The 23,722-nt window shown below is 67.8% G+C and carries 21 protein-coding genes, 1 tRNA gene and 2 pseudogenes; 12 read left to right on the plus strand and 12 right to left on the minus strand.

Features of this window, described 5'->3' with window-relative positions; translation table 11 throughout:
• Positions 1-14 precede the first annotated feature (14 nt).
• The 6 genes and pseudogenes from SNAS_RS19500 to SNAS_RS19525 form a co-directional block, all read left to right on the plus strand.
• Positions 15-965, plus strand: a pseudogene (locus tag SNAS_RS19500) (glycoside hydrolase family 16 protein); the annotation flags it as partial.
• Positions 966-1,075: 110 nt separating this feature from the next.
• Positions 1,076-1,621 (plus strand): hypothetical protein, encoded by a 546-nt coding sequence (locus SNAS_RS19505; protein ID WP_013019178.1) that lies wholly within the window; start codon positions 1,076-1,078, stop codon positions 1,619-1,621.
• A gap of 129 nt (positions 1,622-1,750) precedes the next feature.
• Positions 1,751-1,836 (plus strand) — tRNA-Leu (locus SNAS_RS19510).
• Between the two features lie 359 nt (positions 1,837-2,195).
• Positions 2,196-2,603, plus strand: a complete 408-nt coding sequence (locus SNAS_RS19515; RefSeq protein WP_041625057.1) for a hypothetical protein — start codon at positions 2,196-2,198, stop codon at positions 2,601-2,603.
• A 5-nt stretch (positions 2,604-2,608) separates the two neighbouring features.
• Positions 2,609-3,094, plus strand: coding sequence for a hypothetical protein (locus SNAS_RS19520; RefSeq protein ID WP_144300569.1), 486 nt, complete (start codon positions 2,609-2,611; stop codon positions 3,092-3,094).
• A 110-nt stretch (positions 3,095-3,204) separates the two neighbouring features.
• Positions 3,205-3,783: a peptidoglycan-binding domain-containing protein gene (locus SNAS_RS19525; RefSeq protein WP_013019181.1), complete on the plus strand. Its 579-nt coding sequence runs from the start codon at positions 3,205-3,207 to the stop codon at positions 3,781-3,783.
• Here SNAS_RS19525 and SNAS_RS19530 read toward each other — a convergent pair.
• The gene (locus SNAS_RS19530) at positions 3,766-4,185 is read right to left on the minus strand and encodes a DoxX family protein (protein WP_013019182.1); all 420 of its coding nucleotides are present in this window, start codon (positions 4,183-4,185) and stop codon (positions 3,766-3,768) included. The two genes, SNAS_RS19525 and SNAS_RS19530, sit on opposite strands and share 18 nt — an antisense overlap.
• Before the next feature lie 83 nt (positions 4,186-4,268).
• Here SNAS_RS19530 and SNAS_RS19535 point away from each other — a divergent pair, with 83 nt between their 5' ends.
• The gene (locus SNAS_RS19535; RefSeq protein WP_013019183.1) at positions 4,269-4,775 is read left to right on the plus strand and encodes a MarR family winged helix-turn-helix transcriptional regulator; all 507 of its coding nucleotides are present in this window, start codon (positions 4,269-4,271) and stop codon (positions 4,773-4,775) included.
• Positions 4,776-5,241: 466 nt separating this feature from the next.
• On the opposite strand, the gene SNAS_RS35875 is transcribed toward SNAS_RS19535, so the two are convergent.
• On the minus strand, positions 5,242-5,397 hold the full coding sequence (locus SNAS_RS35875) for a hypothetical protein (RefSeq protein ID WP_169313902.1): 156 nt from the start codon (positions 5,395-5,397) through the stop codon (positions 5,242-5,244).
• Between the two features lie 142 nt (positions 5,398-5,539).
• Positions 5,540-6,178, minus strand: a complete 639-nt coding sequence (locus SNAS_RS19545) for a 5' nucleotidase, NT5C type (RefSeq protein WP_013019186.1) — start codon at positions 6,176-6,178, stop codon at positions 5,540-5,542.
• Between the two features lie 219 nt (positions 6,179-6,397).
• On the opposite strand from SNAS_RS19545, the gene SNAS_RS19550 reads away from it, so the two are divergent.
• Both SNAS_RS19550 and SNAS_RS19555 read left to right on the plus strand, forming a co-directional pair.
• Positions 6,398-6,628: a hypothetical protein gene (locus SNAS_RS19550; protein WP_013019187.1), complete on the plus strand. Its 231-nt coding sequence runs from the start codon at positions 6,398-6,400 to the stop codon at positions 6,626-6,628.
• 50 nt (positions 6,629-6,678) lie between these two features.
• Positions 6,679-7,590, plus strand: a complete 912-nt coding sequence (locus SNAS_RS19555) for a glutaminase (RefSeq protein ID WP_041625059.1) — start codon at positions 6,679-6,681, stop codon at positions 7,588-7,590.
• A 6-nt stretch (positions 7,591-7,596) separates the two neighbouring features.
• On the opposite strand, the gene SNAS_RS37690 is transcribed toward SNAS_RS19555, so the two are convergent.
• The 4 genes and pseudogenes from SNAS_RS37690 to SNAS_RS33015 form a co-directional block, all read right to left on the minus strand.
• The gene (locus SNAS_RS37690; protein ID WP_041626550.1) at positions 7,597-8,505 is read right to left on the minus strand and encodes an amidohydrolase family protein; all 909 of its coding nucleotides are present in this window, start codon (positions 8,503-8,505) and stop codon (positions 7,597-7,599) included.
• Positions 8,506-9,042: 537 nt separating this feature from the next.
• Positions 9,043-10,251, minus strand: a pseudogene (locus SNAS_RS37695) (AIPR family protein); the annotation flags it as partial.
• Positions 10,248-13,388 carry an ATP-binding protein gene (locus tag SNAS_RS19565; RefSeq protein ID WP_013019190.1) on the minus strand — a complete coding sequence of 1,047 codons (3,141 nt, stop codon included), beginning with the start codon at positions 13,386-13,388 and terminating at the stop codon, positions 10,248-10,250. The gene SNAS_RS19565 and the pseudogene SNAS_RS37695, both read right to left, overlap by 4 nt.
• A gap of 2 nt (positions 13,389-13,390) precedes the next feature.
• Positions 13,391-14,293 (minus strand): hypothetical protein, encoded by a 903-nt coding sequence (locus tag SNAS_RS33015; protein ID WP_013019191.1) that lies wholly within the window; start codon positions 14,291-14,293, stop codon positions 13,391-13,393.
• 649 nt (positions 14,294-14,942) lie between these two features.
• Here SNAS_RS33015 and SNAS_RS19575 point away from each other — a divergent pair.
• The 3 genes from SNAS_RS19575 (at position 14,943) to SNAS_RS19585 (ending at position 16,397) form a co-directional block, all read left to right on the plus strand.
• Positions 14,943-15,173, plus strand: coding sequence for a peptidoglycan-binding domain-containing protein (locus SNAS_RS19575; protein WP_052305064.1), 231 nt, complete (start codon positions 14,943-14,945; stop codon positions 15,171-15,173).
• 70 nt (positions 15,174-15,243) lie between these two features.
• On the plus strand, positions 15,244-15,804 hold the full coding sequence (locus SNAS_RS19580) for a dihydrofolate reductase family protein (RefSeq protein ID WP_013019193.1): 561 nt from the start codon (positions 15,244-15,246) through the stop codon (positions 15,802-15,804).
• A 122-nt stretch (positions 15,805-15,926) separates the two neighbouring features.
• Positions 15,927-16,397, plus strand: a complete 471-nt coding sequence (locus SNAS_RS19585; RefSeq protein WP_169313904.1) for an NUDIX hydrolase — start codon at positions 15,927-15,929, stop codon at positions 16,395-16,397.
• A gap of 4 nt (positions 16,398-16,401) precedes the next feature.
• On the opposite strand, the gene hrpB is transcribed toward SNAS_RS19585, so the two are convergent.
• From hrpB to SNAS_RS19610, 5 genes are all read right to left on the minus strand, one after another.
• Positions 16,402-18,888 (minus strand): ATP-dependent helicase HrpB, encoded by a 2,487-nt coding sequence (gene hrpB, locus SNAS_RS19590; RefSeq protein WP_041626553.1) that lies wholly within the window; start codon positions 18,886-18,888, stop codon positions 16,402-16,404.
• Positions 18,889-19,234: 346 nt separating this feature from the next.
• Entirely contained in the window at positions 19,235-20,680 is a 1,446-nt protein-coding gene (locus SNAS_RS19595; protein ID WP_013019196.1) for a WXG100 family type VII secretion target, read from the minus strand.
• Positions 20,677-21,126 carry a hypothetical protein gene (locus tag SNAS_RS19600; protein WP_013019197.1) on the minus strand — a complete coding sequence of 150 codons (450 nt, stop codon included), beginning with the start codon at positions 21,124-21,126 and terminating at the stop codon, positions 20,677-20,679. The genes SNAS_RS19595 and SNAS_RS19600 overlap by 4 nt, the downstream gene beginning before the upstream one ends.
• A gap of 13 nt (positions 21,127-21,139) precedes the next feature.
• Positions 21,140-23,254, minus strand: a complete 2,115-nt coding sequence (locus SNAS_RS19605) for a hypothetical protein (RefSeq protein WP_013019198.1) — start codon at positions 23,252-23,254, stop codon at positions 21,140-21,142.
• Positions 23,244-23,630, minus strand: a complete 387-nt coding sequence (locus SNAS_RS19610; protein WP_013019199.1) for a hypothetical protein — start codon at positions 23,628-23,630, stop codon at positions 23,244-23,246. The genes SNAS_RS19605 and SNAS_RS19610 overlap by 11 nt, the downstream gene beginning before the upstream one ends.
• Positions 23,631-23,722: the final 92 nt, after the last annotated feature.

The raw sequence follows: 23,722 nt of genomic DNA on the forward strand, positions 1-23,722 counted from the left end.
CCCGCGAGGTCGTCATGAGACATGACAGTTCCCCATCCGCGACCAAACCCACCAAACGGCGGCTGCTCACGGCAGCCGCCGTCCTGCTGCTGTCGGCAGCCCTCCTGGCCGTCCCCGGTACCGCCCAGGCGTCCATCCCCACCAATCCGGGCTGGACCCAGGTCTTCGGCGACGACTTCGACGGTGCCGCAGGCTCCCTGCCCTCCACCGACCGCTGGCGCTTCAGCATCGGCCACGGCTACCCCGGCGGCCCCGCCAACTGGGGCACCGGCGAGATCGCCTACCACACCGACGATCCCAACAACGTCAGTGTGGACGGCAACGGCAACCTCAACATCACCCCCCGCCGCGACGGCTCCGGCAACTGGACCTCGGCCCGCATCGAGACCAACAAGCAGGACTTCAAACCCCCGTCGGGCGGCGTCGTCCGCATCGAGAGCCGCCTCCAGATGCCCAACGTCACCGGCGAAGCCGCCAAGGGCTACTGGCCCGCCTTCTGGGCCCTGGGCTCCCCCTACCGGGGCAACTGGTGGAACTGGCCGGGCATCGGCGAGTTCGACGTCATGGAGAACGTCAACGGCATCGACTCCGTCTGGGGCGTCCTCCACTGTGGCACGGCTCCCGGCGGTCCCTGCAACGAGAACAACGGCATCGGCGCCAGCCGCCCCTGCCCCGGCGGCACCTGCCAGAGCGGCTTCCACACCTACACCTTCGAATGGGACACCAGCGTCAGCCCCCACCAACTCCGTTGGCTGGTGGACGGCCAACAGTTCCACAGCGTCCGCCAGGACCAGCTGCCCGCCGACACCTGGAACCAGATGACCAGCCACGCCGGCTACTTCATAATCCTCAACGTCGCCATCGGCGGCGCGTTCCCCGACGGCGTCGCGGGCCACCAGACCCCCACCGCCGCCACCGTCCCCAACCACCCCATGGTCGTCGACTACGTCGCCGTGTGGACCAAACCCTGACCCGCCTGACAACGTGAGCCCGAACCGGGTGGTTCGGGCTCACGAGTCCCCCCACCCAGCTCGCCGATATGATGCCGCTTCCATCACCTGCGAGGAAAGCGACCATGGAACTAAGGCGAAGCCTGAACCCGATGCCCTTCGAACTGCGCACCAAGCGCGACGTCGAAGCCAAACAAATGCTGCTGCCCGCCCTGGCGGCACTCCTCGTGGGCATCTCGATGGCCCTCATCCTCGACCTGAGCACCTGGCCCAGCTGGGCCCTGCTGGGCTGCGTCGCCCTCGTCATCGTCTTCAGCCTCTTCATGTACCTGCGCTTCGGCGGCCGCCCCGTCCTCGCGGCCGACACCGAACGCCTGTGGATCCGCATCGGCGCGGCCACCTTCGTCGGCCTGTCCTGGTCCGAGGTCGACAACCTCCGCCTCACCACCCGCGACGTCCACAAATACCTCCTCTGGGACGCCCCCACCGCCGTGGACGAACTCCAGGCCAGCCCCAAACTCTGGAAGACCACCAACGGCACCCGCGTAGCCTTCGACACCCCCTTCGCGATCGGCTTCACCAACAAGGACCGCGACCGCCGCTCCACCATCAACGAACTCCGCAAACTCGCCCCCTCGGGCACCGAGTTCCGCACCGTCACCACCACCTGAAACGCACCCCCGATAGTCGCTCGCCCGGCCCCCAACCCCTCGTGTAAAGTGTTGCCTCGCGTGCCAATTCGGGACGCGAGTACCGTGGTGTTCCACCACGAACCCAGAGATACAACTACATATGTGCGCGCGCGAGTGGCGGAATGGCAGACGCGCTAGCTTGAGGTGCTAGTGCCCTATTATTGGGCGTGGGGGTTCAAGTCCCCCCTCGCGCACAGCTCAGACCCCAGGTGGGCAGCCCGGTAGGGCAGCCACCTGGGGTTCTTCTATACCCCCCGCCGCACCCACGATGACACGGGTCGCACGATAAAGCACCTTTCGTCCCATTGAGGACCAAAGACCTCACCACGTCAGGGTCTGTCAGCTCACCACGGCGACACGAAACGGTGAGGCAAACTCACCAACCAGTTCGTAACCTTGCGTTCGCGGGCACGGCAACCCTCCACACGCCACCCCCATTCAGTCCACTCCGGACCAGCACCGGAGCCGGCGCCCTGCTCATCCTGCCCGCTGCGACCACATAGGCCCCTCCATGACACCCAAAACCCGCGCCGCGGTTGTCACAGTCGAAACATTGACGGAGACCGTGACCGTCAGTCTGGACGGCGCCAACCCCGTACCAGGCATCCTCGACATCTACCCCGACCCGGCCGCCAGCGCGTTCGGGCTCGCGATCCAGTGGACCATCACCGTCAACGGCACCATCGGCGCCACGTTCCAGGTGCCGCCGCAACACGTCCAGATGCGCATCACCTACGGCAAGGGCCAGAAAGCCGGAGGCGGCGGCATCATCCGCGCCGGATCCCACCAGAACGGCACGACCGTCATCTACGGGGAAGGACCGCTGTCGGGCTGCCTACACGAACGCTTCGATGACGTCGAGTTCACCGCTCCGGGAACCGGACGCGTCCGCCGCCTTCGCGTATGCCAAAGCTGCGACCTGTTCGTCGACCGCACCAAGATCCCAATCCGACTAAAGTAGACACCATGCCCGAGCACCTGTTCCGCGCTGGCATGTCCGTACACGTCGTCATGTGTTCGCCGAGGCATACGAAGCTTGGGACAGGTGGGGTGACCGCTATGAAGCTTTGGATCCCCATAGCCGTGACCAGTGTGGCCGTCGTCAGTGGCGCCGCGTGGATCACGCTCGTAGGCACGTCCGAGCGTGGCCCCTTCGTCGAGGGCCTCGATCCCGGTGAGGTCGCTTGCGTCGACTTGATCTCCGGGGACCTGCTCACCTTGCCGCAGGACGACTACCTCGCCTGGAGCACCGATGTTTACGAGCTTGCCCGGAGCGCGGCCGAGTCGCGTGACTACGGCGTGGTCACGGCCGCTGATGTGATCGTCGACGACTACGACGACGGCGAGATCAGCCCCATTGAACTGCATTTCGAGACCAGCGACTTCGCCGATGCCTGCGCGGCCGCGGATTTCGTCAGCGAAACGCAGGTCTACAACGCGAAGCAGCGGTGACACCGTCTGCGAACTCGGCCTGGCTGTCGCGGTATTAAGCGAATGTTAAGCGCCTATGGGGAAGCTTGCCGACGCGCGAAACGCGTTTCTCTGGAGGAAAGGGCCGGTAAATGGCAAGCAGGAAGTGGACGATCGCCGCCGTGGCAGCCGCGACCATCGCGGTCGCCGGTGGCACCGCGGGATGGGCCGCGGCCGACAGCGTCGACACCAAGGCGTCGACCTATGTGGATGGTCTCAACAAGGTGACCGACGACTGGAACGACCACTACCGGGAACTGGGTGGTTCACTGTGCGACGGGTGCGAGAACTCCGACAACACCGACCTGGTCGTGCTGTGGCAGTCGGTTCTGGTCGTCGACGGGTTCCTGGCCACTGAGGACCCCATCGACGGGTACTTCGGGCCCGACACCAAGCGCGCCACCGCCATGTGGCAGGACCACTTCGGTGTGAAGCAGACCGGCAAGGTGAACGCCGCCACCTGGGCCGAGGCCAGCAGTCACCTGAGTGAGACCGACGGCACCGTCTACTACGCCAAGGAGGGTGGCGGCGAGGTTCGTTTCACCCGACACGAGGACGGTTCCTACACCTTTAACAAGGTGCTGATCCCGGGTGGCGAGGAACTGGTCAACAACGGCGGCAAGCGGATCGAGTTCTACAAGCGGACCGTCAAGCTAGCTCCGGTCGGATAAGTTCGCGGCGGCCGGGACGGTTTCGGGTTTGCGTTGGCGCAGCAGGCGGAATCGTCCCCAGGCCGTGAACGCCGCGATGGCGGCGATGACGACGGTGAGGCCGACGGCGGGCCACTCGCTCAGGGTCGCGTGGGTGATGGCGGCGCCGATCATCATCAGGACGAGTCCGGTGGCCGCCAACGGGGTGAGGATTTCGACGATGCCGAACGCGGCGGGCAGGATCAGGCCGATCGCCGCGAGCATTTCGAGTGCGCCCAGGATCGGGACGGTTCCGGACGGGAAGTACTCGATCCAGGTCATCGTGTCGGCCAGGGTGCCAATGGGTTGGGAGACCTTCGCGAACCCCGCGTTGGCGAAGAACAGGGCCAGTGCCACTTGCAGGATCCAGAGCAGGATTTTCATGTCAACCTCCGATATTTGAACTTTCAAGTGTCGTGGGCGACGATAGCACATTTGAACGTTCAAGCAATGGTTAAGATGGTGTCATGAGTGGACCGTGGCTTGACGACGTCGAACAGTCGACCTGGCGTGCGTTCCTGTGGTCGACACAGTTGTTCCACGAGGCCCTCGACCGGCAGCTGCAACGGGACTCGGGCATCCCGCACACGTATTACATGATTTTGGCGATGCTGTCGGAGTCATCGCAGCGGACGCGGACGATGACGGAGTTGGCCGCGGCGACCCGGTTCTCGCCGAGCCGGTTGTCCCACGCGGTGTCGCGGTTGGAGAAGAACGGCTGGATCAAGCGCAAGCGGCACCCCCACCATGGACGTTCCATTGTCGCGGAGTTGACCGACGAGGGGTTCGCGGCGTTGCGGGAGGCCGCGGTGGGGCATGTCGCCGAGGTGCGCAAGCTCTTGTTCGACCCGTTGACGTCGGACGAGCAGGAGCAGTTGCGCGGTCTGTGCGAGAAGATCCTCGTCGGGCTCCCCAACACCCGTGGCTGCGCGGCCGAGCCGGAGACCGGGGAAGGTGCCGACGCGGAGCGCTGATCTTCCGTGTTCGCAACGGAATCGCACCCAAAGTCCGAAACGGGACCTAAACCTCTGACAAATCGATCCCGATCGTTTACCCACAGTGGCACGAAACGTTGAGGCAGCATTGCCTCCCGCTGCGTAATCTCGATATCAATGGGCACCGGCAGCCCCCTACCCCGTCCATACCAGCCGGAAAACGAGCTCACCATGATCACCGCTACGGGGACCGCCGCCACGGACACGACCGTGGCCTTCGACACTCCATCACAGACTGTCGCCACGGAATCGACGGTGCCCATCAGAACTCCGTCAGGTTCCTGTCGCGAGTGCGGAAACCTCATCCGGGTCACCTACGTCGTCGCTGGCGACATCGTCGTGCCCGGCCTGTGGCAGTGCACGCACTGCCCGGCGGGCCGTCATTCGTGGCCCAGGACCGACGAGTACCGGTGCAAATGACCGGTCAGCACGGTTGGCGGCGTCGTCAGGCCGCCTCGGTCGTCAGTTCGCGCAGGTCGCGCGGGAAATCGTCACGGCGCGACGGACGCGAGTCCGCACCGTGGGTGCGAACCTCCGTCGCCATCTCATCGATCGAAACGGACTGACCGGAGTCGACGATACGCATCATCGAGTCGACCACGGGGTACTCACAACTCATCCACCTGCCCATCCGTCATGTGTACCCGCGCTGAGCTGCGTCAACGCTCAGGTAAACGGTTCGTTTCCACTGGGCACTCGGACCACTTACCGTCTAACGGGCACGGTTTGGCGGCGATCGGTCATCACGCGCTGCCGGAAGGTGGCTCCTTACCTGGTCCGGTCGGCAGCGGCAGGTTGGAGCGACTGCGGTATTCGTAGTAGGTCTCGCGGATCATCGCCTCGGCGTCCTGCCAGGAACCCGCCCGCCGTTTCGCGGCGGTGTGGACGTTCGTCGAGTTGGTGAAGGTGATGACGGGCTTGCCCTGCTCCTGCAACCGCAGGATGTTCTGCTCCGCGTCCTCCACGTAGAGGTCGGCGTCCACAAGGTCCTTGTCCTTCATGAAGCACAGGTCGTGGTAGAGGAAACCGTGGCGGTCCAACCAGGTCGTGGTCTGGGTGACGGCGATCTGGTGGAAGTGCGGGATGAACAGCCGGTGGGTGATGATGCGAATGTGGATGCCCTCGTTGCTGAGCCGACGCAGCGCGGGCACCGCCCCGGGGATCGGCTTCATGGAGTCGAACAGTTTTCGTTGCGTCACCGCGAATCGGTGGATGCGCCGGTACTCCTCGATTCCGTCCACACCCCACTCGGCCAGCCCGAAGCTCACCTGGCCGGGCAGCGAGTCGATGGGCACCTCGTTGAGTTCCGCGACGATCTCGCGCATCCGCCCGTAGAAGTCGGCGCACACTCCATCCAGGTCCAAACCGAGTACGAAGTTCATAACGCGCTCCTGCCGTTGATCCGTTACGTCCTCCATGGTGACGCGCCGAAAGCCGAATCGCCCGAAAAGAGGCCCACTGGGTTGATGTACCCGGAATCGGAGGCCAATGACCGCTGTCACATGTACACCCGGTCACCTAGCCTTGGCGCCCTCGTATTCGGGGCAATTCCGATCCTGTCCCCCTCCAGGCCGGGCTGCCGGAAGACTAAGGAAACTCCCATGCGAAAAGAACCGCTGATCACCGTCGCCACGATCACCGCCCTGGCTTCGGCGGTATTGTCCGCGCTCGTCGCTTTCGGCATCAACCTGACCGAAGCCCAGTCGACCTCGATCCTGGGACTCGTGGCCGTCGCCGCGCCGCTGGCCGTCGCCTGGTTCGCGCGCAGCAAGGTGGCCTCACCGAACACGGTGGAGAAGATCCAGGCCGAGCAGACCGCGAACGCGGAGTGACCTGACGCCACCGGCGTCGCGGGTGAGGCACAATCGTCGCCGTGACTGCTGTGGACATTCCCGGCCTGCTCGCCGACATCGCCACCGAGGTGGAACCCGAGATCGGACGCGGGACGGTCGCCGACTACATCCCCGCCCTGGCGCGCGTCGACATCCGACGGTTCGGCATGGCGGTGGCGAATCTGGACGGTTCGGTCCACGGCGTCGGCGACTGGCGGGAACCGTTCTCGATCCAGAGTGTGTCCAAGGCGTTCACACTGGCGCTGGTGCTGTCGCGCCCCGACGGCGACCGGGTCTGGCGACGGGTCGGCCGGGAACCGTCCGGCAACCCCTTCAACTCCCTGGTGCAGCTGGAGTACGAGAACGGGATCCCGCGCAACCCGTTCATCAACGCCGGGGCACTTGTCGTCACCGACGAACTGGGCCACGACGGCGACGCCGCCGAAGCGCTGCTGGCCTTCCTACGCGCCGAGTCCGGTTCCGACGCGGTGTCGGTGGACGCCGAGATCGCCGCCTCCGAAGCCGAGCACGCCAACCGCAACCTCGCGCTCGGCTACCTGATGGCGTCCTACGGCAACATGCGGCAGGAACTGCCGGACGTCGTCGAGCAGTACATCCGGCAATGCTCCATCACGATGAACTGCGCCCAGCTCGCCCGAGCCGGACTGTTCCTGGCCCGGCACGGCGTCCGCAACGACGGCAACCGCCTCCTGACCCGCAGCCAGGCCAAACGGGTCAACGCGGTGATGCTCACCTGCGGGGCCTACGACGCGGCCGGAGAGTTCGCCTTCCGCGTCGGCCTGCCGGGCAAGAGCGGCGTGGGCGGCGGCATCCTGGCGGTGGTCCCCGGCCGCTGCGCGATCGCCGTGTGGAGCCCGGGACTGGACGCCCGAGGCAACTCGGTGGCGGGCGTCGCCGCCCTTGACCGGTTCACCACCGTCACCGGCTGGTCGGTGTTCTGACGTCCACTACAGACCGAACAGCCGCGCGGCGTTGTCGTGACACACCGCCCGCAACCACTCCTCCCCCAACCCGGTGCACTCCAACGCCGCCAACGCGTGCGCGTACGAGTAGGGGATGTTCGGAAAGTCCGTGCCCAACAGCACCCGGTCCCCCAGATCCCCCAGCCGTGGCAGCGCCCGGTCCGGAAACGGCAGCATCGCCTCGGTGAACCTGGTGAACGCCATCGTGGTGTCCAACATGACCCGCTCATACCGCTCGGCGAGCCCCAGGAAGTCCTCGTACTCCGGCATCCCGAGATGTGCGACCACCAACGGCAACCGGGGATGCCGCTCCAATAGCGCGGCCATCGGCTCGGGTCCGGTGTGCGCGCCGGGAATCGGCCCGGATCCACAATGGGTCACCACCGGAATCCCGGCGTCGGCCAGCAGTCCCCACACCTTGTCCAACAGCGGGGAGTTGGGGTCGAAGCCGCCGACCTGGAGGTGGCATTTGAAGACCCGCGCGCCCTGGTCGACGGCGCGGGTGACGTCGTCGATCGCGCCGGGTTCGTCGAAGAATGTCGCCGTGTGCAGGCAATCGGGTGTGCGGGCGGCGAAGTCGGCGGCCCAGTCGTTGAGCCAGCGCGCCATGCCGGGCTTGTGCGGGTACAGCATGGAGGTGAACGCGCGGACGCCGAAACCGCGCAACAGTCGCAGCAGTCTCTCTTCCTCGTGGCGGTAGGTGATCGGCCACGCCCGACCCATCACCGGTCCCGCCAGATCGAAGTAGGCCCAGACCTTCGCCAGCACCCGTCGCGGCATGAAGTGGGTGTGGACGTCGATGATGGACTCGATGCCGATGCGTTCGCGGAACGCGGCGACCGCCGCCGAGTCGTCGTGATCGATGGTTGCCGATGGCTCGGCCCGCGAGGTCATGGCGTCCAGCGTGCCACCGGTGTGAGTGGCGCGCGCTGGCCGGGGTAATCGGCGCGGCTGTTGCCGGGCGAGGGCCACTACTGTTTTGCCGAAGGTGATCGACGCGGCCGCGGTCTTCGGGTCGGGTGAGGACGACTGGGTCAGCGCTTTGTCCAGGACGGATTGGATGTCGAGGGCGAGCAGTTCCCAGCCGCCGTCCGACCAGAGCACCTCGTCGACGGGGTCCAGCCGTTTGCCCTTGGCTTTGTGGTCGCCGACGAGCGGCCGGACGCCGTACAGCACGCCCAGCACGGCGATCGCCTGGTAGCCGAGCGATCGGTAGCGTTTGTGGATGCGTCTGGTGTCGGCCAGCCAGTCCCAGCGGTACAGTGCCGCACCGGCGGTGTAGAACTCGCGCTCGGAGGCGTTGCCGAAGTGTTCGTCGAACGCGGTGTCCAGATCCCGGTGACCGCTGGACGGTGCGGGTCGGCCGAACATCGCGACATGGGCGCGCAGTTGCGGGTTCATGCCGATGACGCCGCGGCGCAGGTCGTTGGCGCCTTTGCCGGGGCGCCTGGCGAAGTAGAGCGGCCGATTCTCGTCGTATTGATGGCGATAGTGGACTTCCAGGCGCCGCATCAGCTGGTTCCGGTTGGTGAAGTACACCTTGGGGATCTCGGTCTGCCGGTTGGTCGCGGTGACGATCTCGTTGATGACCTCGTCGTCGTCGCATTCGATGATCTGCACCTTCACGGCGACGCCGTCGAGCCGATCGGATTCCTCGGCGAGCACGTAGCAGGTCTGGCAGCCGTTGACGACCTGGAAGTCGCGGATGACCACTTGGGAGTCCTGCCAGGCTCGCAGTGATCGTGCCACGATCGTGATGCCGTTGTTGAGGACGGCGAAACGGCGGCGGGTCGCCTCGTCGCGCAGGGTTTCGCGGATTTCGTCGTTAACGGGTGCGGCGGGCTGGTATTCGCGGATGTTCTCGCTGAACAGGTTGGGCTTCGGGTCGCCGGAGGCATCCGCTATGGCCTGCACGAGTTCGGCGGCCGGGACCAGCCCCTGCCGGGCCTGGGTGATGCCGGGGTCAACGGGCAGGGCGTAGTGGCCGGTGAAGGTCAGTTTCGCTTTGGAGGACCACTGTGCTCGTTCGTAGCGGCGGCTGAGTTCGGTACGGCCGAGGAACTCGAACCTCACCTCACCGATGATCCCGTTGTGGGCCAAAGCTTGCGCGGCGCGGGATGCTTCGCGGCGCAGCTCGTCGTTGGCGCCCAGCGAGGTGCTGGCGTAGGCGATCTCGAGGCGCACGCCGCGGCTGTTGAGGCGGTCTCGGTGTTTCTTGATCCGGCGCAGGCACTCTCGCAGCGGTTCGACGTCGGCGGCGTGGTCGAGCGGCTCCTCGGTCCGCAGAATGTACTCGACGCGAACCCGCAGATCGGCGATGGTCGCCCGGCTCATGCTGGCCGAGGTCTTGGCCTGGACGACGACGATCGTCGGTGAGATGTCGGTGGTGGCCAGAAGACAGCGTTCCACGTCGTCGGGGGCGTTGAACAGGTTTTCGTTGATCACCACGGCGTAGCCGTCGATACCGCCGTCCTCGCTGCCGCCGATGCGGTAGTCGACAGCTTCGAAACTGTCGAAGGTGTGGTCACTCAGTACACAGTGGGTGGCGAACACCTCGAACTTGTCCGGGTCTCTCCACGACGACAGTCCCTTCTCGGCGCAGAACTCGGTCATCAGCTGTTGAACCACCGGGTTCATCATGGTTGTCGCCGCTTCGATCGAGCTCGTTCGGAGATCTCGCCTTCCTCCAGTGGTGGCCCGTGGTGGCTCAGGCACATGGGGACCGTCGTTTGGGTGAGCGGGTGGCCCTCCAGTGAGACATAGAACCGCCCGGCGGTCAGCTGGGAGATCGGCGGCGGTTCGTCGCCTCGGGCCCTGGCCATGTCGTTGACGGCGCCGACGTGCGGGGGAACCACCACGCGGCCGTAGACGTGGGTGGCGGCGTTGCCGGTGATACGACTGTCGATCCCGCGCGGTGCCTGGGTGGCGTAGACGAGGCCGAGCCCGTATTTGCGGGCCTGTGAGGCGAGATTGCGGGTGCTCTCGGTGCACGGGGTGTTTCGTCCGGACGGGATGAACGTCTGCGCCTCATCCATGATGAACAGTCCACTGAGTGGTTTGTCGCGAGCCGGGTGGCGCTTGATCCAGGTGAACAGCGCCATCTGGAGCCGGTTGACGAACGCGGGACGGTTCTCGTCAGGGATTCCGGCGAGGTTGATCACCGAGACCCGGGCCCGGTAACCGTTCGCGGGAGCCAGCAGCCGATCGGGGTCGAAGTGGACGCCTTCGCCGTCGAACAGCGGATCGTTGGAGCGCGCGTACGCCAACGCCGAGGCCACGTAGGTGGCGTGCCGGTCGGCTGACGGCAGCGCGGCCAGCACCTCATCGGACGGTTCGCGAAGCAGTTCGATGAGCTGCCCCAGGTCACCGCCGCCGCGACGCGCGAACTCCCGCAGCGTCACCCGCAGCACTGCGCGACGGCCGTCCGCCTGGTGGTTCTCGGCGTCGATCCGAGCGCGGGGAGCCAGCGACGCGACGGCGGTCTCGATGGCCAGCCGTAGGTCGTCCGGGTCGTCGCGCACGGCGGTGAAGTCAGGGAAGGGTTGCAGGGTCAAGGGGTTGCCGCGGCTGACTCCTGGAGTCCACACCACGACGTCGGTGTTCTTGAGATAGTCCAGACTGCGTTCTTCGTCGCCGGGCCACCAGCCGTCCGGGTTGGACGGCCAGGCGTCGCCGAGACGGGCCAGGTCGTTGTTAGGGTCCAGGACGATGGTACTGACGCCACGAAGAGCGCACTCCTCGATGATGCGTCGCAACAGGACGGTCTTGCCTGATCCGGAGGCGGCGAACATGGCGACGTGTTTGCGCAGCGCCGGTAGCTCGATGGTGACCGGTTCGCCTCGGGGGTTGAGACCCAGTGGGATCACGGTTTCGGCGACCATGGGCGGCGCGTCGGTCAGCTTCGGTGTCGCCGGTGGGGTCGCGTCTGGTGTCTTAGGCGAGGAATCCAGTGGGGTGCCGGATTCGGGTTTGACGAGTTTGAGCAGTGCCCTGCCCAGCTCGGTTCCGCTCACGGGTCGGGTGTCGCGCAGCCATTGGCGCACTTCGTCGGTGTCGCTGGTGGTGGTGAGCTGGACGGCGCGCAGGGTTCGCAGGTCGTCGTCGCTGATCTCGGTGACGACCCCGTTCGAAGCCGCCAGTTCGTTGGTCACGGACTTGATGCGGGTGGTCGGTTTCCAGGGGTTCGTTCGCACGATGAACAGGTGAACGGAGTCCGCGGTCTCGGCCGCAGCGACCGCCCTGGCGTTGTCGACGCGTTGACCGACGTGCGCGGCGCTGATGGTGTTGATGCCGCGTATGAGGATCTTGGCTTTCGCCGCGGTGGTGATCTCGCAGTGGATGGAGGCCTTCTCGGCGCCGCGACACGCGTCGCGAACCTGGGTGCTCTCACCGAGACCGGCCTCCGTGGCCAGGGCCCGTGCGGCGCCGGTCAGCACGTCGGCGAGATCGCGTTCGGCGGAGGTCTCCTTGAGACCGTCCACATGCAGTGTTCGCCGGTGGGAGAGATACCGTGTCTGCGTTTCCGACGCCTCGGGATCCTCCGGTTTGTCAGCCGTCCCGGTACCGTCCGGGGGTCGGCGGCGATTCTGAAAGACCGTCACCGGCACCAGTTCACCGGCAGCCACACACTCGCGGACGTGTTCACCGACGAGTTGGATCAGTTGCCGGGGTCGATGCTGGGCCGCTTCGTCGAACGCGGCCGGGGGAATCGGCCAGGTGTCATACGGCGGCGCGAATCCCAGTCGCTGAAACTGCGGCGCCAGGAAGACCGCCGCGAGGCGGCGGGCGGTGTCCCCGTTGGGGATCGGATTCAGCCGCAAAGCGCCGTGGAACCGGTCCAGGGCCGACCGGGCCGCGCGGGAGCGAATCGTCTCCCAGGTGTGCTCCAGGCAGGAGATGAGCGTGATGCTTCGGGTCAGTTTCTCGCGGATCGTCATCAACGCGGCGGCCAGATCGGCAGACTCCCCGTCCGATGCCGCCGACTCCGTAGACTGCGCGGAGCGGACCACCAGTTCGTCGATCTGGTCCACGACGAACAGGGACGGCCCGGTCTTGGCCAGCAGCTGCGACAGGTGCCGCACCACCTCGTCGGGTGAGGCGGGCCGGACCGGCCGCAGGTCCCAGTTGTGCCGCGAGTCCATTTCGTCGTCGCTGTCGTGCAGGTAGGCCCAGCCGGCGGCGTTGGCGTCGTCATCGTCGATCGCCAGCAGCGCGAGGGCCAGGGCGACGTTTCGCAGTCCCCGGCTCGGGTGGCGGGAACGCACCCCGTCGGTGAAGGCGCGCAGGTACGAGCGCGACTGTTCGGTGTCGACGCGCTTTCGGCCGCTGACGACCGCCCGCGCCGGTTCGTCGAGACCCACGTCCTTGGCCAGCCGTTCCACCGCCAACGCCAGTTGGGTGGTCACGGTGGGCGGCAGCTGGTGCGGGTCCATGGGCTCACACAGGTCCCGGACCATCGAGGCAAGCACCCGTGTCCACAAGGTTTCGGGAGCGCCGTCGGGTTGGATGTTGAAATAGTAGCCACCGATACCGGCGATGAACTTGCGCGCCCACCAGACGATGTGGCTCTTTCCCGAACCAAACTCGCCGTGGACGACCAGCCCGGGCGGTGAGTCGATCATTCCGGGGTGAAGGGCCGTGATCTCGTGCCGGAGCCGGTCGTAGACCTGCTGGTTCAGGTCCGGCAGATGCGGCAACCGCCCGCCCCACAGTGTCTTCTCGGTCGGAGCCGCGTCGAAGCGCAGTGACTCCAATATCGTTCGTTCCCGTGCGTCCATTGTCATCCCACCGCGTACAGATGCTTCTCGTCACCCACGATGTGCAGCGCCGCCTCGCGGTCCCGGTGGGTCAGCGTCTTCTGGTTCACCTCGGCGATCAGCTTGATCCGCCCGTCCCGGAACAACGCCGACAGCACCTCGTCCAGCTCCTCGCGCTCCACATCAGACATGTGTTCGCGCAACCGCGTCAGACTCACCCAACCCCCGGGCTCGTAGACCAGCTCGTCGTACGCGTCGATGATCCGCGCGCCGACCGTCTCGGCCGCCACCTTCCGTGGCGCGGCGGCCTGCTTCGTGGACATGTCCACATACGACTCGGCGTACATGTCGGTCAGGCCCAGCCCGCGGGTCCGCAGCCCGGCCAACAGCAGGCAGAAGTGGTGGTGGAGCAGCTTCAGCAGCGGCGGGTCGTCGGCTTCGGCGGGACGTGAGAGCTCCGCTTCCGCTACGGCCCAGCCCTTCTCGGTCAGCTCGAACCGCAGCGGGCCTTCGACCACGACGACCAGGCCCTTGTCGGCCAGCGTATGGCGGAGGCCCTCGCCGATGGCGATGCCCAGGGTTCGTTTCACCTCGGCGTAGGACACCTGCAACGACGGCGACAGCAAGGCGAACAACGCTTTGCGCTCCTCGGCGCCGAGCCGCTGGTCCGGGGCGTGTCTCGACGGCTGTTCGGCGCCGTCGAGCTCGTCGCTGGCCATGTCCATGCCGTCGGCGGTCAGCGTGAACGTACTGGCCCGGCCTGCCTTGCCGACGACGAGGTAGCCGGGTTCGGTCAGCTTCTTCTGCTGGGCCGAACTGAACGATCGGCCGGAACGGGCGCGGATCTCGTTGGCCGACAACGTCTCCCCGCCGCTGAGCGCGCGGAGGATGTCGATGAGTGCCGGGGAGTTTCGAAACTTGGACACGACTCGGGGACCCTTTCGGACACTGGAACGGCGAGCGGCATGTCTTGGGGGGCAACAGTGACTAGTCCACTCATCGTATTCAACACATGCACATATCGCAACAGGCACATTAATCACCCGGGCGAGTGACTACACAGGGCCACAAGTCACTGTCAATTCGGCCACCAGTCGAAGCATCCTGATGACCATCCCCGGAGCCCGCATCATGAAGGGATGTCATATGGCTTGGCGGCTCGCGCGCAGCCTTGAGAACCTGCGACGCGAAATCAACCAAATCGCTCCACATAGGTCGAAGGTTTCGGATGGGACCATCGGTGATGGGGCGCATCAGTCCGGTCCGTCCGACCACAACCCGAACTCGTCCGGGGTGGTGTGCGCGTTCGACGCGACCCATGATCCCGATAGTGGCGCCGACATGCGCAAGATCGCGGAACACTTGCGTACCAAGAGACATCGGGCGATCAAGTACGTGATCTTCAACCGGCGCATCGCTTCGGCGGCGTCGGGGTGGCGTTGGACCGGTTACTTCGGGAAGAACCCGCACACCCAGCACATGCACGTTTCGGTCGGGCGTGGGCCCGACGGCAGATCTACTGGACCGTATGACGATCCCGGCCCGTGGGGGTTGGGCACAACTCGAGGAGACGACGTGATTGGACTGCGCAAGGGCGACTCAGGGGAACGGGTGAAGGGATTGCAGGCCGTGCTGGAGCGGGCCGGTTTCAAGGTCACTGTGGATGGTGATTATGGACCCAAGACCGCGGCGGCGCTGTTGGCGTGCCGCAAGTCGATGGGTTCGACCGCCGACGACGGCAACTCGGTCACCGGGTACGCGTACGCGCAGTTGCTGACGGCGCTGGCTCGTAAGCAGGACGACTGAGGTGGTGGGGATGGCACGGCCCTGACGGGGTCGCCGACGCGATGTCGCAGGGCCGTGCCAGGGTCTGGGCATGCCGAAGACCGTCTACAACACCGCCACGACCATCAACGGGTTCCTCGCCGACGAGAACGACTCGTTGTCCTGGCTCTTCGAGGTGAACCAGAAGGACGACAACGACGGGTTCGCCAGGTTCCTGGCGGGCATCGGGGCGATGTGCATGGGTTCCACGACGTATGAGTGGGTGCTCCGGGAGGAGAAGCTGCTGGAGAAGCCGGAGCGGTGGCAGGAGTTCTACGGGGAGCGACCGACGTGGGTGTTCACGCATCGGCAGTTGCCCGCGATTCCCGGGGCGGACATCCGGTTCGCCTCCGGGGATGTCGGGCCGGTGCACGACGAGATGGTGGCGGCCGCGGGCGAGCGGGATGTGTGGATCGCCGGCGGGGGCGAGTTGGTGGGGCAGTTCGCCGATCAGGGGCGGCTGGACGAGCTGCGGTTCAGTGTGGCTCCGGTGACGCTGACGGGTGGGGCGCCGTTGTTGCCGCGCCGGTTGACCGCGTCGCGGTTGGAGTTGGTTTCGGTCAATCGGAACGGACAGTTCGCCGAGCTGACATATCGGGTCATGAACGCTTGAGGCACAACGGGTTTCGTTAGCGTTACGTCACATTCGGGTGTTAACTTCGCGGAATGAACGGTTATCCGTCACTTGCACCAGAGGCACAGATCTACCAGTACTGCCCTAAGTGCACTAAACCGTTGCGGGACTATCGCGATCCGGTCAACGGGCAGTTGCGGCCGACGTGTGTGGGGTGCGGCTGGGTGTACTACCCGTGTAATCCGCTCGCGGCGATCGCGGTGGTGGAGACCGACGAGGGCATCGTCATGACCCATCCGGCGGGTGGGATGCCGCAGGCTCCGGCCTCGCTGCCGGGTGACTACATCGAGTACGGCGAGACGCCGGAGTCCTGTCTGGCGCGGGCGGTGTGGGAGCAGACCGGGTTCGAGGTGGAGACGGTGGCCGAGCTGGTGCGGTTCCTGCAGTTGGGGACGTCATTCGGGCCCGCGCTCATGTTCGGGTTTCGGGTGCGGGTCGTCGGGGGCAGGTTGCGGACGGACGGGCCGGAGGGGCCAGCGGCGGTGTACCCGCTCAACGAGATGCCCGCGCTGATTCCGGTGCGGCAGGCCAATCGGCGGGTGATGGACGCGTATCTGGCCACCCGGATCTGAGGGGTCAGCGGCGTTTGACGCGGCTGGTGGCCTCGGCGGTGGTGGGGTCCTCGGGCCACGGGTGTTTGGGGTAGCGGCCGCGCAGCTCGGCGCGAACCTGCGGGTAGCCGGTGCGCCAGAACGATTCCAGGTCACCGGTGACGGCGGCGGGACGGCCAGCGGGTGACAGCAGGTGCACGACGAGCTTGGCGCGGCCGTCGGCGATCGTGGGGGTGGTGGTCCAGCCGAAGAACTCCTGCAGTTTGCCCGCGAGCTTCGGGGCGGTCGGGTCGGTGTAGTCGACGGCGAGCTTGGAGCCACTGGGGACGGTGACGCGGGACGGAGCGACCCGGTCGAGGGCGGCGGCCTGTTCCCACGGCAGCAGCCGCCGCAGCGCGCTGGCGACGTCGGCGCGTTCCAGGTCGGCGCGGCGGCGGGCCTTGGCCAGTTCGGGGCCGAGCCAGTCGTCGAGGCGCAGCAGCAGCGCGGCGTCGTCCACATCGGGCCATGGGTCCCCGAAGACGTGGCGGCAGAACGCGAGCCGGGAGCGCAGGGTTTCGGCTTCGCGGCTGGGGCGCAGCAGGTTGAGGCCTTCGGCGCGCAGTCCGTCGCGCAGAGCGGCGCTGGCTTCGTCGGGCTTGGGGGTGAGTGGGCGTTCGACGAGGGTGATCGCGCCGAGGCTTTCGCGGCGGTGGGCCCGGACATCGCCGTCGCGCCAGGCGATGTCGCGGGTTTCGGTGAGCAGCGGCGCGGCGGCGGCCAGAGCGGTCTCGGGGTCGCAGGGGGCGGCCAGCCGGACCCGGGCGGCGGCCCGGCCGGGCTGCCGGTCGGCGCTGGCGATGGCGAGCCATTCCACTCCGGAGACTCGGGAGCCCGGCGCGAGCTCGGCCTGGGTGCCGCCGGTCATGAGGTAGACGCGACCGTCGGGGGTGGTGCGGCGGGCCAACCGTTCCGGGAAGGCCAGCCCGACGATGAGGGCGGCGGCCTGGTCGGCTGAGCGTGGGGCGGCTGGCCGGGTGGCGTCGGCCAGGCGTTTGGGGAGGCTGGATTCGAGGCGGCGGGTCTCGGTCTGCCAGGCGCGGTCGCGGCGTTGCCGCAGTGCGCGCAGTTCGGCGGCGAGGTCGTCCGTGGACGGTGACGTGTCGGCCGACAGCAGCGCGACGACCTCGCAGGACTGCCGGGCCCCGATGGAGTCGGCACCGTCCAGCAGCGCGCGGGCCAGTCGCGGATGGGTGCCGATGGCCGCCAACGCTTCGCCGCGCTGGGTTATGGTGCCGGTGCCGTCCACCGCACCGAGCGTGCGCAATGTGGACATGGCGGTTTCGGTGGCGGAGTCGGCCGGACGGTCCAGCAGCGGAACCTCGCCGCCCCACCGCGCCAGGTGCAGGATGAACGCGGTCAGGTCGGCGGTGGCGATCTCGGGCCGCGGGTAGGCGGGCAGCCGGTCGTGCTCGAACTCGGGCCAGCAGCGGTAGACGGTGCCGGGCGCCTCGCGGGCGGCTCGACCGGCGCGCTGGGTGGCCGAGTCCCGCGACACCCGCACGGTCACCAGGCTCGGCAGTCCCCGGGCGTGGTCGACGCGGGGTTCGCGCGACAGTCCGGCGTCGACGACGACGCGCACGCCGGGAACGGTGAGGCTGGATTCGGCGACGGCGCTGGCCAGCACCACCCGCCGCCGCGCGCCGGGCTGGAGCGCGGCGTCCTGTTGGCGGGAGTCCTGGCGGCCGTGCAGGGTGAGGACGTCGACGTCGGGCACAGTGGACAGGCGTGCGGCGACCTTGTCGATCTCCCCGGCTCCGGGCAGGAACACCAGGACGTCGCCCTCGCGCTCGGCGAGAGCCTTGTGGACGGTGGCGGCGACGTGGTCGAGCAGCTTCGGGTCGACCCACAGGCCGTGCGGCGGTGACACGGGTCGGGCCGGTGGTGCCCACACGGTGGTGATCGGGTGCGGCGAGGCGGTGGCGGTGACGATGGGTGTGGCCGTGCCCATGAACGAGGCGAGTTTCTCGGCGCGCGCGGTCGCCGACGTCGCCAGCAGCCGCAGATCGTCGCGCAGGTTGGCGCGCACGTCGACGGCGAAACCGAGCGCCAGGTCGGTGTCGAGGTGGCGTTCGTGGCATTCGTCGACGACGATCGCGGCGACGCCGGGCAGTTCCGGGTCGCGGTGCAGCCGCTGCACCAGGACGCCCGTGGTCACGACCTCGACGCGGGTGCGCGCCGAGGTCTTGCGGTCGCCGCGCACGGTGTAGCCGATCTCCTCGCCGAGCCGGGTGCCGCTCAGCGCGGCCATCCGTCGGGCGGCGGCCCGCACCGCGACCCGCCGGGGCTCGGCGACGATGACGCGCCCGTCCAGGTGATCGGCGAGCGCCAACGGAACCAGCGTGGTCTTGCCGGAGCCCGGCGGCGCGACCAGCACGGCGCGACCGTTGCCGTCCAAGGCTTCGCGAAGTTCCGGCAGAACGTGGCGGACCGGCAGGTCACCGCCGGGCACGGTCGCGGGTTCGGGAAGCAGCACCTCGACAGTGTCGGGCAGTCCCGAACCGCACGGCACGCGGGGCCTGGCGACAGCGTGGGAATCGGGTTCCGTCGCGAGCCGCTTCCACGCACCGCCGAGCGGGCGCGCAGCCAGAATGGAGTTCCCACGCGAAGCCCAGGGCCTGCGTGGGAATCGGCTTCCGTCGCGAGCAGCCTCCAGGCACCGCCGAGCGGGCGCGCAGCCAGAATGGAGTTCCCACGCGAGGCACAGGGCCTGCGCGGGAATCGGCTTCCGTCGCGAGCAGCCTCCAGGCACCGCCTGGTGGGCGCGCAGCAGGAATGGAGTTCTCACGCAGCCGCCAAGCTCGTCCGGCTCGGCGCGCCTACTTCTCCGGTTCCTGCTGCGCCTTGGCCGCCGCCTGGATGCGTGCGAGCTTGGCCGATTCGACGGCCAGCAGCCGCTCGCGTTCGGCCGGGGTGGCCTCGGCGAGCAGCCGCGACAGCGTGATCGGGTTGAGCAGCGGTTCGTCGGCTTCGGCCGTCGTTGGCTCGGTCTCGGGTTCCTCGGCGGGCGGGTCGATCCGCGACGGGTACACCGCCGATCCCTCGGCCGGGCGCACCCACGGGGTGCGGCCCCACTCGGGAGTGGCTGGGCGCGTGGGGGTCGCGGGCGGCGCGGGGGCCGCGGGTTCGACGGCCGCCACGATGGGGGCCCGTGTCCACTGCGGAGTCGGCGGGGCGGCCGGGGCCGGGGGTTTCGGCGTCACCGACGGCACGGTGGCCGCGCGCACCAGGGGATTGCGGGTCCACTGGTAGGTCCGCGCCGCCTCGGTTGCCACCACCGTCGCGCGCGCCTGGGGTGTCGCGCGCCCCGCCGTGACCAGCGGCGAGGTCAGCGTCCGGGGCGGCACCGGGGGCCGGACGGCGATGGGAGGCCGCCCCAACACCCCCGGCCGCGGTCCGGTCACCGTCGTGACCGGCCGTACCACCGCGGGCCGGGGGTGTGCGGGAATCGTCGAGGCGACGCCGGTGCGAGGCACGGCGCGCGGCGTCGCCGACGGAGGCGCCACCATCGTGGTGCGGGGCATGGCCGCTGGTGGGTTCCGGACGATTCCCAGTCCGGGCGTGCCGACAAGGCTTCGGGGTGTCATGGGTGGCGGGGCGACGATGGGACGCGGCGGGATGACCGTCATCGGCGGCAGCGCCCCGGGCACCGGCGGAGTGGCGACGACAGTGGACGGTGGCGCGGCGACCGGTGTGGTCGGCGGCGGCGCAGACGGCAGGCTGGGCGAGCCCTGAAGCTGCGGCTGCGCGTTGTCGGGCAGCACGCCCCGGAACTCCTGCGGCGGCGCGAGATACCCGTTGTTGTACTGGTGATAGGTGTTGTTGGCCTCGAGCAGCCGCGCCCGCGACTTCTCGCCGTACTCCTGGTCCAGCTTCTGGATCTTTGGCAGCGCCTGCTCCGGCGGCTGCTGCTCGAAGGCGGCCCGCTTGCCGCGGTATTCGTCGGCCAGCTGCTTGGAGTCGTCCTTGAGCCGACGCATGGTCTCGGCGACGACCGGCAGCGCGTCGGTGTGCGCCTGTAGCACCGTGCCCATCTCGTTGACGTCGTCGTGGACGATCTGGGCTTCCTGCGCGAACCGGGCCGCCACCGCGCCGTTCCAGTGCTGACGCAGTTCGGTGAAGTGGGAGCCGAAGCTGTTCTTGGCGTACTCGTAGGCGCTCCACAGGTGTGCCGCCGCGCGGGCGTTGCGGTCCATGGCGTCGGGGTCGTCGGCCGCGCCGATGGCCTCGACGTCCTCCACCGTCAGTTTGTCGAACGCGGTCATGACTGTTCGTTCTCCCTCACGGCGGCCTCCAATATGGCCACCTGTTCGGCCCGGTGCTGTTCGACGGCGCTGCGCGCCATCGACGCGAACTCGCCGAACCGGGCCACGTCCATGGCGTTCTGTTCGTCGATGGTCTGGTGTTCGCTGGCGATGGCCTCGGCCAGTTCGGCCATGAACCGCAGGCTCTCGATGAGGCGGCCCAGGTGTTCGGCGACGCCGCGCAGGTTCAGTTCGATCCCGGCGCCGATCCACTGTGCCGCCGGGTTGAGTTCGTGGTTGCCCAGCGCCTGGTTGGGTCGGCTGCCGCCCAGGCTCGCCCAGATCTCGTTGTACACCGAGGTGTGCGCCGGTTGCAGCACGAAGTCGATGTCGTACCGCAGCTGCGCGGCGAAGGTCTGTAGGTCGGTGACGTTGAGGTTGACCGGTTCGGGGTGGATGTCCTGCATGGTCGGTGCCCTCCTAGTCGTTCTCCACCAGTTGCCGCGCGGATCCGTAGGTCTGGAAGAACTCGGCCGAAACGCTCGCGGCCGCACCGGCCGGGTCTTCGTGGCCGAGCCGCGTCAGCATGTGTTCCACAGTGGCTTGTACTTGGTAGTCGTGGCTGCGACGGTTGTTCTCGTTGATCTCCTCGACCTCGCCCTCGGCGGCCGAGGACGCCTCGGCGAGGTTGTCCTCCATCGCCGGGCCCAGGACGAGTTCGTTGACGCCGGTCGATATCGGTCCGGCGGCCGGGTGCGGGATGAATCCCCCGGCGGTCACGCCTTTGCTCAGCGCGTCGAGGAAACCGTTGCGGTTCTCGGCGGCTTCGAGGTGTTCGTCGTTGACGATCTCGGTCCAGCCCTGGTCCATGACACCCATGACGGTCCCGTGTCCCTGCGCCAGGTGGCCGAACGCGACCTGATCGGAGTTCTCCGAGGCCGCCAGCGCCGGTTCGACGGTCCGTTCCAGCACGGCGAGGCTGCCGCCCATGGTGGTGGCGTAGGCGTCGGGGTCGCGCGAGATCGCGGCCAGGAACTGGTTCAGGCTCGCGTCGTCGCGTCCGGCGAAGGCGTTGACCGGGTTTCCGGCGGCATCCACCGAGATGGTCGGCGGCACCATGGATCCGTCGCCGTCGTCGGCGTAGGTGCGGTGGATGTCCTCCATGTAGTCGGCCGCCACGACCCCCAGGTGCGGGGTCACCGGCGACAGGTCGCCGTCGGGCGCGAACTCGCCGGGGTTGTCGGCGACGTATTCCACGACGCTGTTGGCGACCTCGGCCATCCGGGGCGAGTGCTCGACCCGCACGCCGTCGGGGGTCTGCGAGGACAGTCCGGTGGCGCCGGATTCGATGACGCCGCCGAGCACCGCGTCGTCGAGCAGTTCGGGATAGTTGCCGTCGGCGGCGATGTCCAGCAGCGCGGTCACGTTGTCGTCGGCGGGTTCCAGCTCGTCGCCGCCACCGTCGACATAGGGCATGTCGCGGTAGGCGTCGGAACCGGTCAGCAGCGACGTGGCGGCGGCCGGGTTGCGTTCCACAGCCGACAGTGCCGAGGTCAGCGGGCTGTTCTCGCCGGGATCGGGGTACGGGACGCCGATGTCGTCGCGCACGCCCTCCAGCCGGATCAGGTGTTCGGCGACCGGGACGATGAAGTCCTCGTGGTAGTCGCCGTGTTCCAGAAGTGGTGCGGCGGAGAGGTAACCGGTGGCGGCGCCCTCGGTCATGAACTCCCCCACCCATTCGGTGTCGACCCGGGGCTGGTTGTCGGTGTTGGTGGCGGTGGCGAGGGTTTCGCCGAGGTTGGCGAGGATCTCGTCGTCGAGTTCGGCGTCGTCGCCTTCGGTGTCGCTCATCAGGACCTCGGACTGGATGAGCAGTTCGGCCGGTCCCAGTCCGGACATGAGCCGTTCGGCGAACACCGGGTTGCCGGTGTTGCCGTCCAGCAGCGAGTTGAGTTCCCGCAGCGCGTCTGGCGACAGCGGCAGGTTGTCGGAGCGGAACAGTTCCACCACCCGGTCGGCGTCGGCGCGGGTCTGCGCCAGGGCCTCCAGGTCGAGGGCCTGGCCGTTGAAGGTGTTGTCGGCGCCGTTGTCGGTCTCGGACGCCAGCGACAGTGCCTCGGCGATCTCCTCGTCGGCGGTCTGGGCGTCGTCGATCGCGGAGTCGACCTGGCCTTGCAGGTTGCTGATGTGGAAGGCCCACAACGCTTCCACGAGTCCGCCGCCGGCCGCCGGGTCGAGTTCGACCTTGCCGCCGTCGGTGATGCGCAGTTCCGCGATCGCGTCGACCTGGGCGATCGCGTCGGTCAACGCGGTCTTGGCGGCGCCGAACCGTTCCACGCCGGTGGACAGAATGTCGCGCACGGCGGCGGCCTCGGTGGCCCCGGCCTCGATGAGCGCGTGCAGTTCGCCGCTGCGGATACCGGCCTGTTCGGCGGCGGCCCCGGCCCAGTCGTCGCTGTCCATCGCGGCGTGGACGTCGGCGGAGTACAGCGCCACCGAGTCGGTCATGCTGCCGGTGACGGCGTTCCACGCGTCGACCCGGTTGCGCAGCTCGGTCAGGTCGAGGTCGCGCAGCGCCTGGAAATCAACCGCCATCGGGCGGCCCCACGGGTGGACGGTCGTCGGTGTACGGCTGCGGGCGGGTCCACGGCGGCCCGTCGGCCACGACCGGGCTGCCCGCCGGGTATACGAACTCGGCGTTGTCGGCGTCGGTGGTTGCCAGTGTGGAAGCCGTGGCGCGCAGGGCTTCGGCGAAGTACTCCACCGAGTCCCGGCAGGCGGCCGACTTGGAGAGCCAGCGTGCCCACACGTCACCGACGACATCGGCGGTGGCAAATCCGTCCATACCGCTGGCCGACGCGACCGCGCCGCCGTCCGACAGCGTCTGGGTGGTGCCGTCCACCAGACTGGCCGCCTCCTCGGCGGAACCGGCCATCGTGTTAACGGTATCGGCGTTGATTTGTATGGTCATCGCACTCCATGTGGACAAATGCCATCGACAGGGGCCGATGTATCGGTTCCGTCGCGGCAGTGAACAATGAGCTCTGTGTCACATGATGCCCG

This window comes from Stackebrandtia nassauensis DSM 44728 (assembly GCF_000024545.1).
Classification (GTDB): domain Bacteria; phylum Actinomycetota; class Actinomycetes; order Mycobacteriales; family Micromonosporaceae; genus Stackebrandtia; species Stackebrandtia nassauensis.

Excerpts from the sequence above, each read along its gene's own strand:
- SNAS_RS19530 (WP_013019182.1), bottom strand. The coding sequence starts at position 4,185 with ATGAAAATCCTGCTCTGGATCCTGCAAGTGGCACTGGCCCTGTTCTTC.
- SNAS_RS19520 (WP_144300569.1), top strand. The coding sequence starts at position 2,609 with ATGCCCGAGCACCTGTTCCGCGCTGGCATGTCCGTACACGTCGTCATG.
- SNAS_RS19565 (WP_013019190.1), bottom strand. The coding sequence starts at position 13,388 with ATGGACGCACGGGAACGAACGATATTGGAGTCACTGCGCTTCGACGCG.
- SNAS_RS19605 (WP_013019198.1), bottom strand. The coding sequence starts at position 23,254 with ATGGCGGTTGATTTCCAGGCGCTGCGCGACCTCGACCTGACCGAGCTG.
- SNAS_RS19535 (WP_013019183.1), top strand. The coding sequence starts at position 4,269 with ATGAGTGGACCGTGGCTTGACGACGTCGAACAGTCGACCTGGCGTGCG.
- SNAS_RS19525 (WP_013019181.1), top strand. The coding sequence starts at position 3,205 with ATGGCAAGCAGGAAGTGGACGATCGCCGCCGTGGCAGCCGCGACCATC.
- SNAS_RS37690 (WP_041626550.1), bottom strand. The coding sequence starts at position 8,505 with ATGACCTCGCGGGCCGAGCCATCGGCAACCATCGATCACGACGACTCG.
- SNAS_RS19505 (WP_013019178.1), top strand. The coding sequence starts at position 1,076 with ATGGAACTAAGGCGAAGCCTGAACCCGATGCCCTTCGAACTGCGCACC.
- SNAS_RS19595 (WP_013019196.1), bottom strand. The coding sequence starts at position 20,680 with ATGACCGCGTTCGACAAACTGACGGTGGAGGACGTCGAGGCCATCGGC.
- SNAS_RS19600 (WP_013019197.1), bottom strand. The coding sequence starts at position 21,126 with ATGCAGGACATCCACCCCGAACCGGTCAACCTCAACGTCACCGACCTA.
- SNAS_RS19550 (WP_013019187.1), top strand. The coding sequence starts at position 6,398 with ATGCGAAAAGAACCGCTGATCACCGTCGCCACGATCACCGCCCTGGCT.
- SNAS_RS19610 (WP_013019199.1), bottom strand. The coding sequence starts at position 23,630 with ATGACCATACAAATCAACGCCGATACCGTTAACACGATGGCCGGTTCC.
- SNAS_RS19545 (WP_013019186.1), bottom strand. The coding sequence starts at position 6,178 with ATGAACTTCGTACTCGGTTTGGACCTGGATGGAGTGTGCGCCGACTTC.
- SNAS_RS19580 (WP_013019193.1), top strand. The coding sequence starts at position 15,244 with ATGCCGAAGACCGTCTACAACACCGCCACGACCATCAACGGGTTCCTC.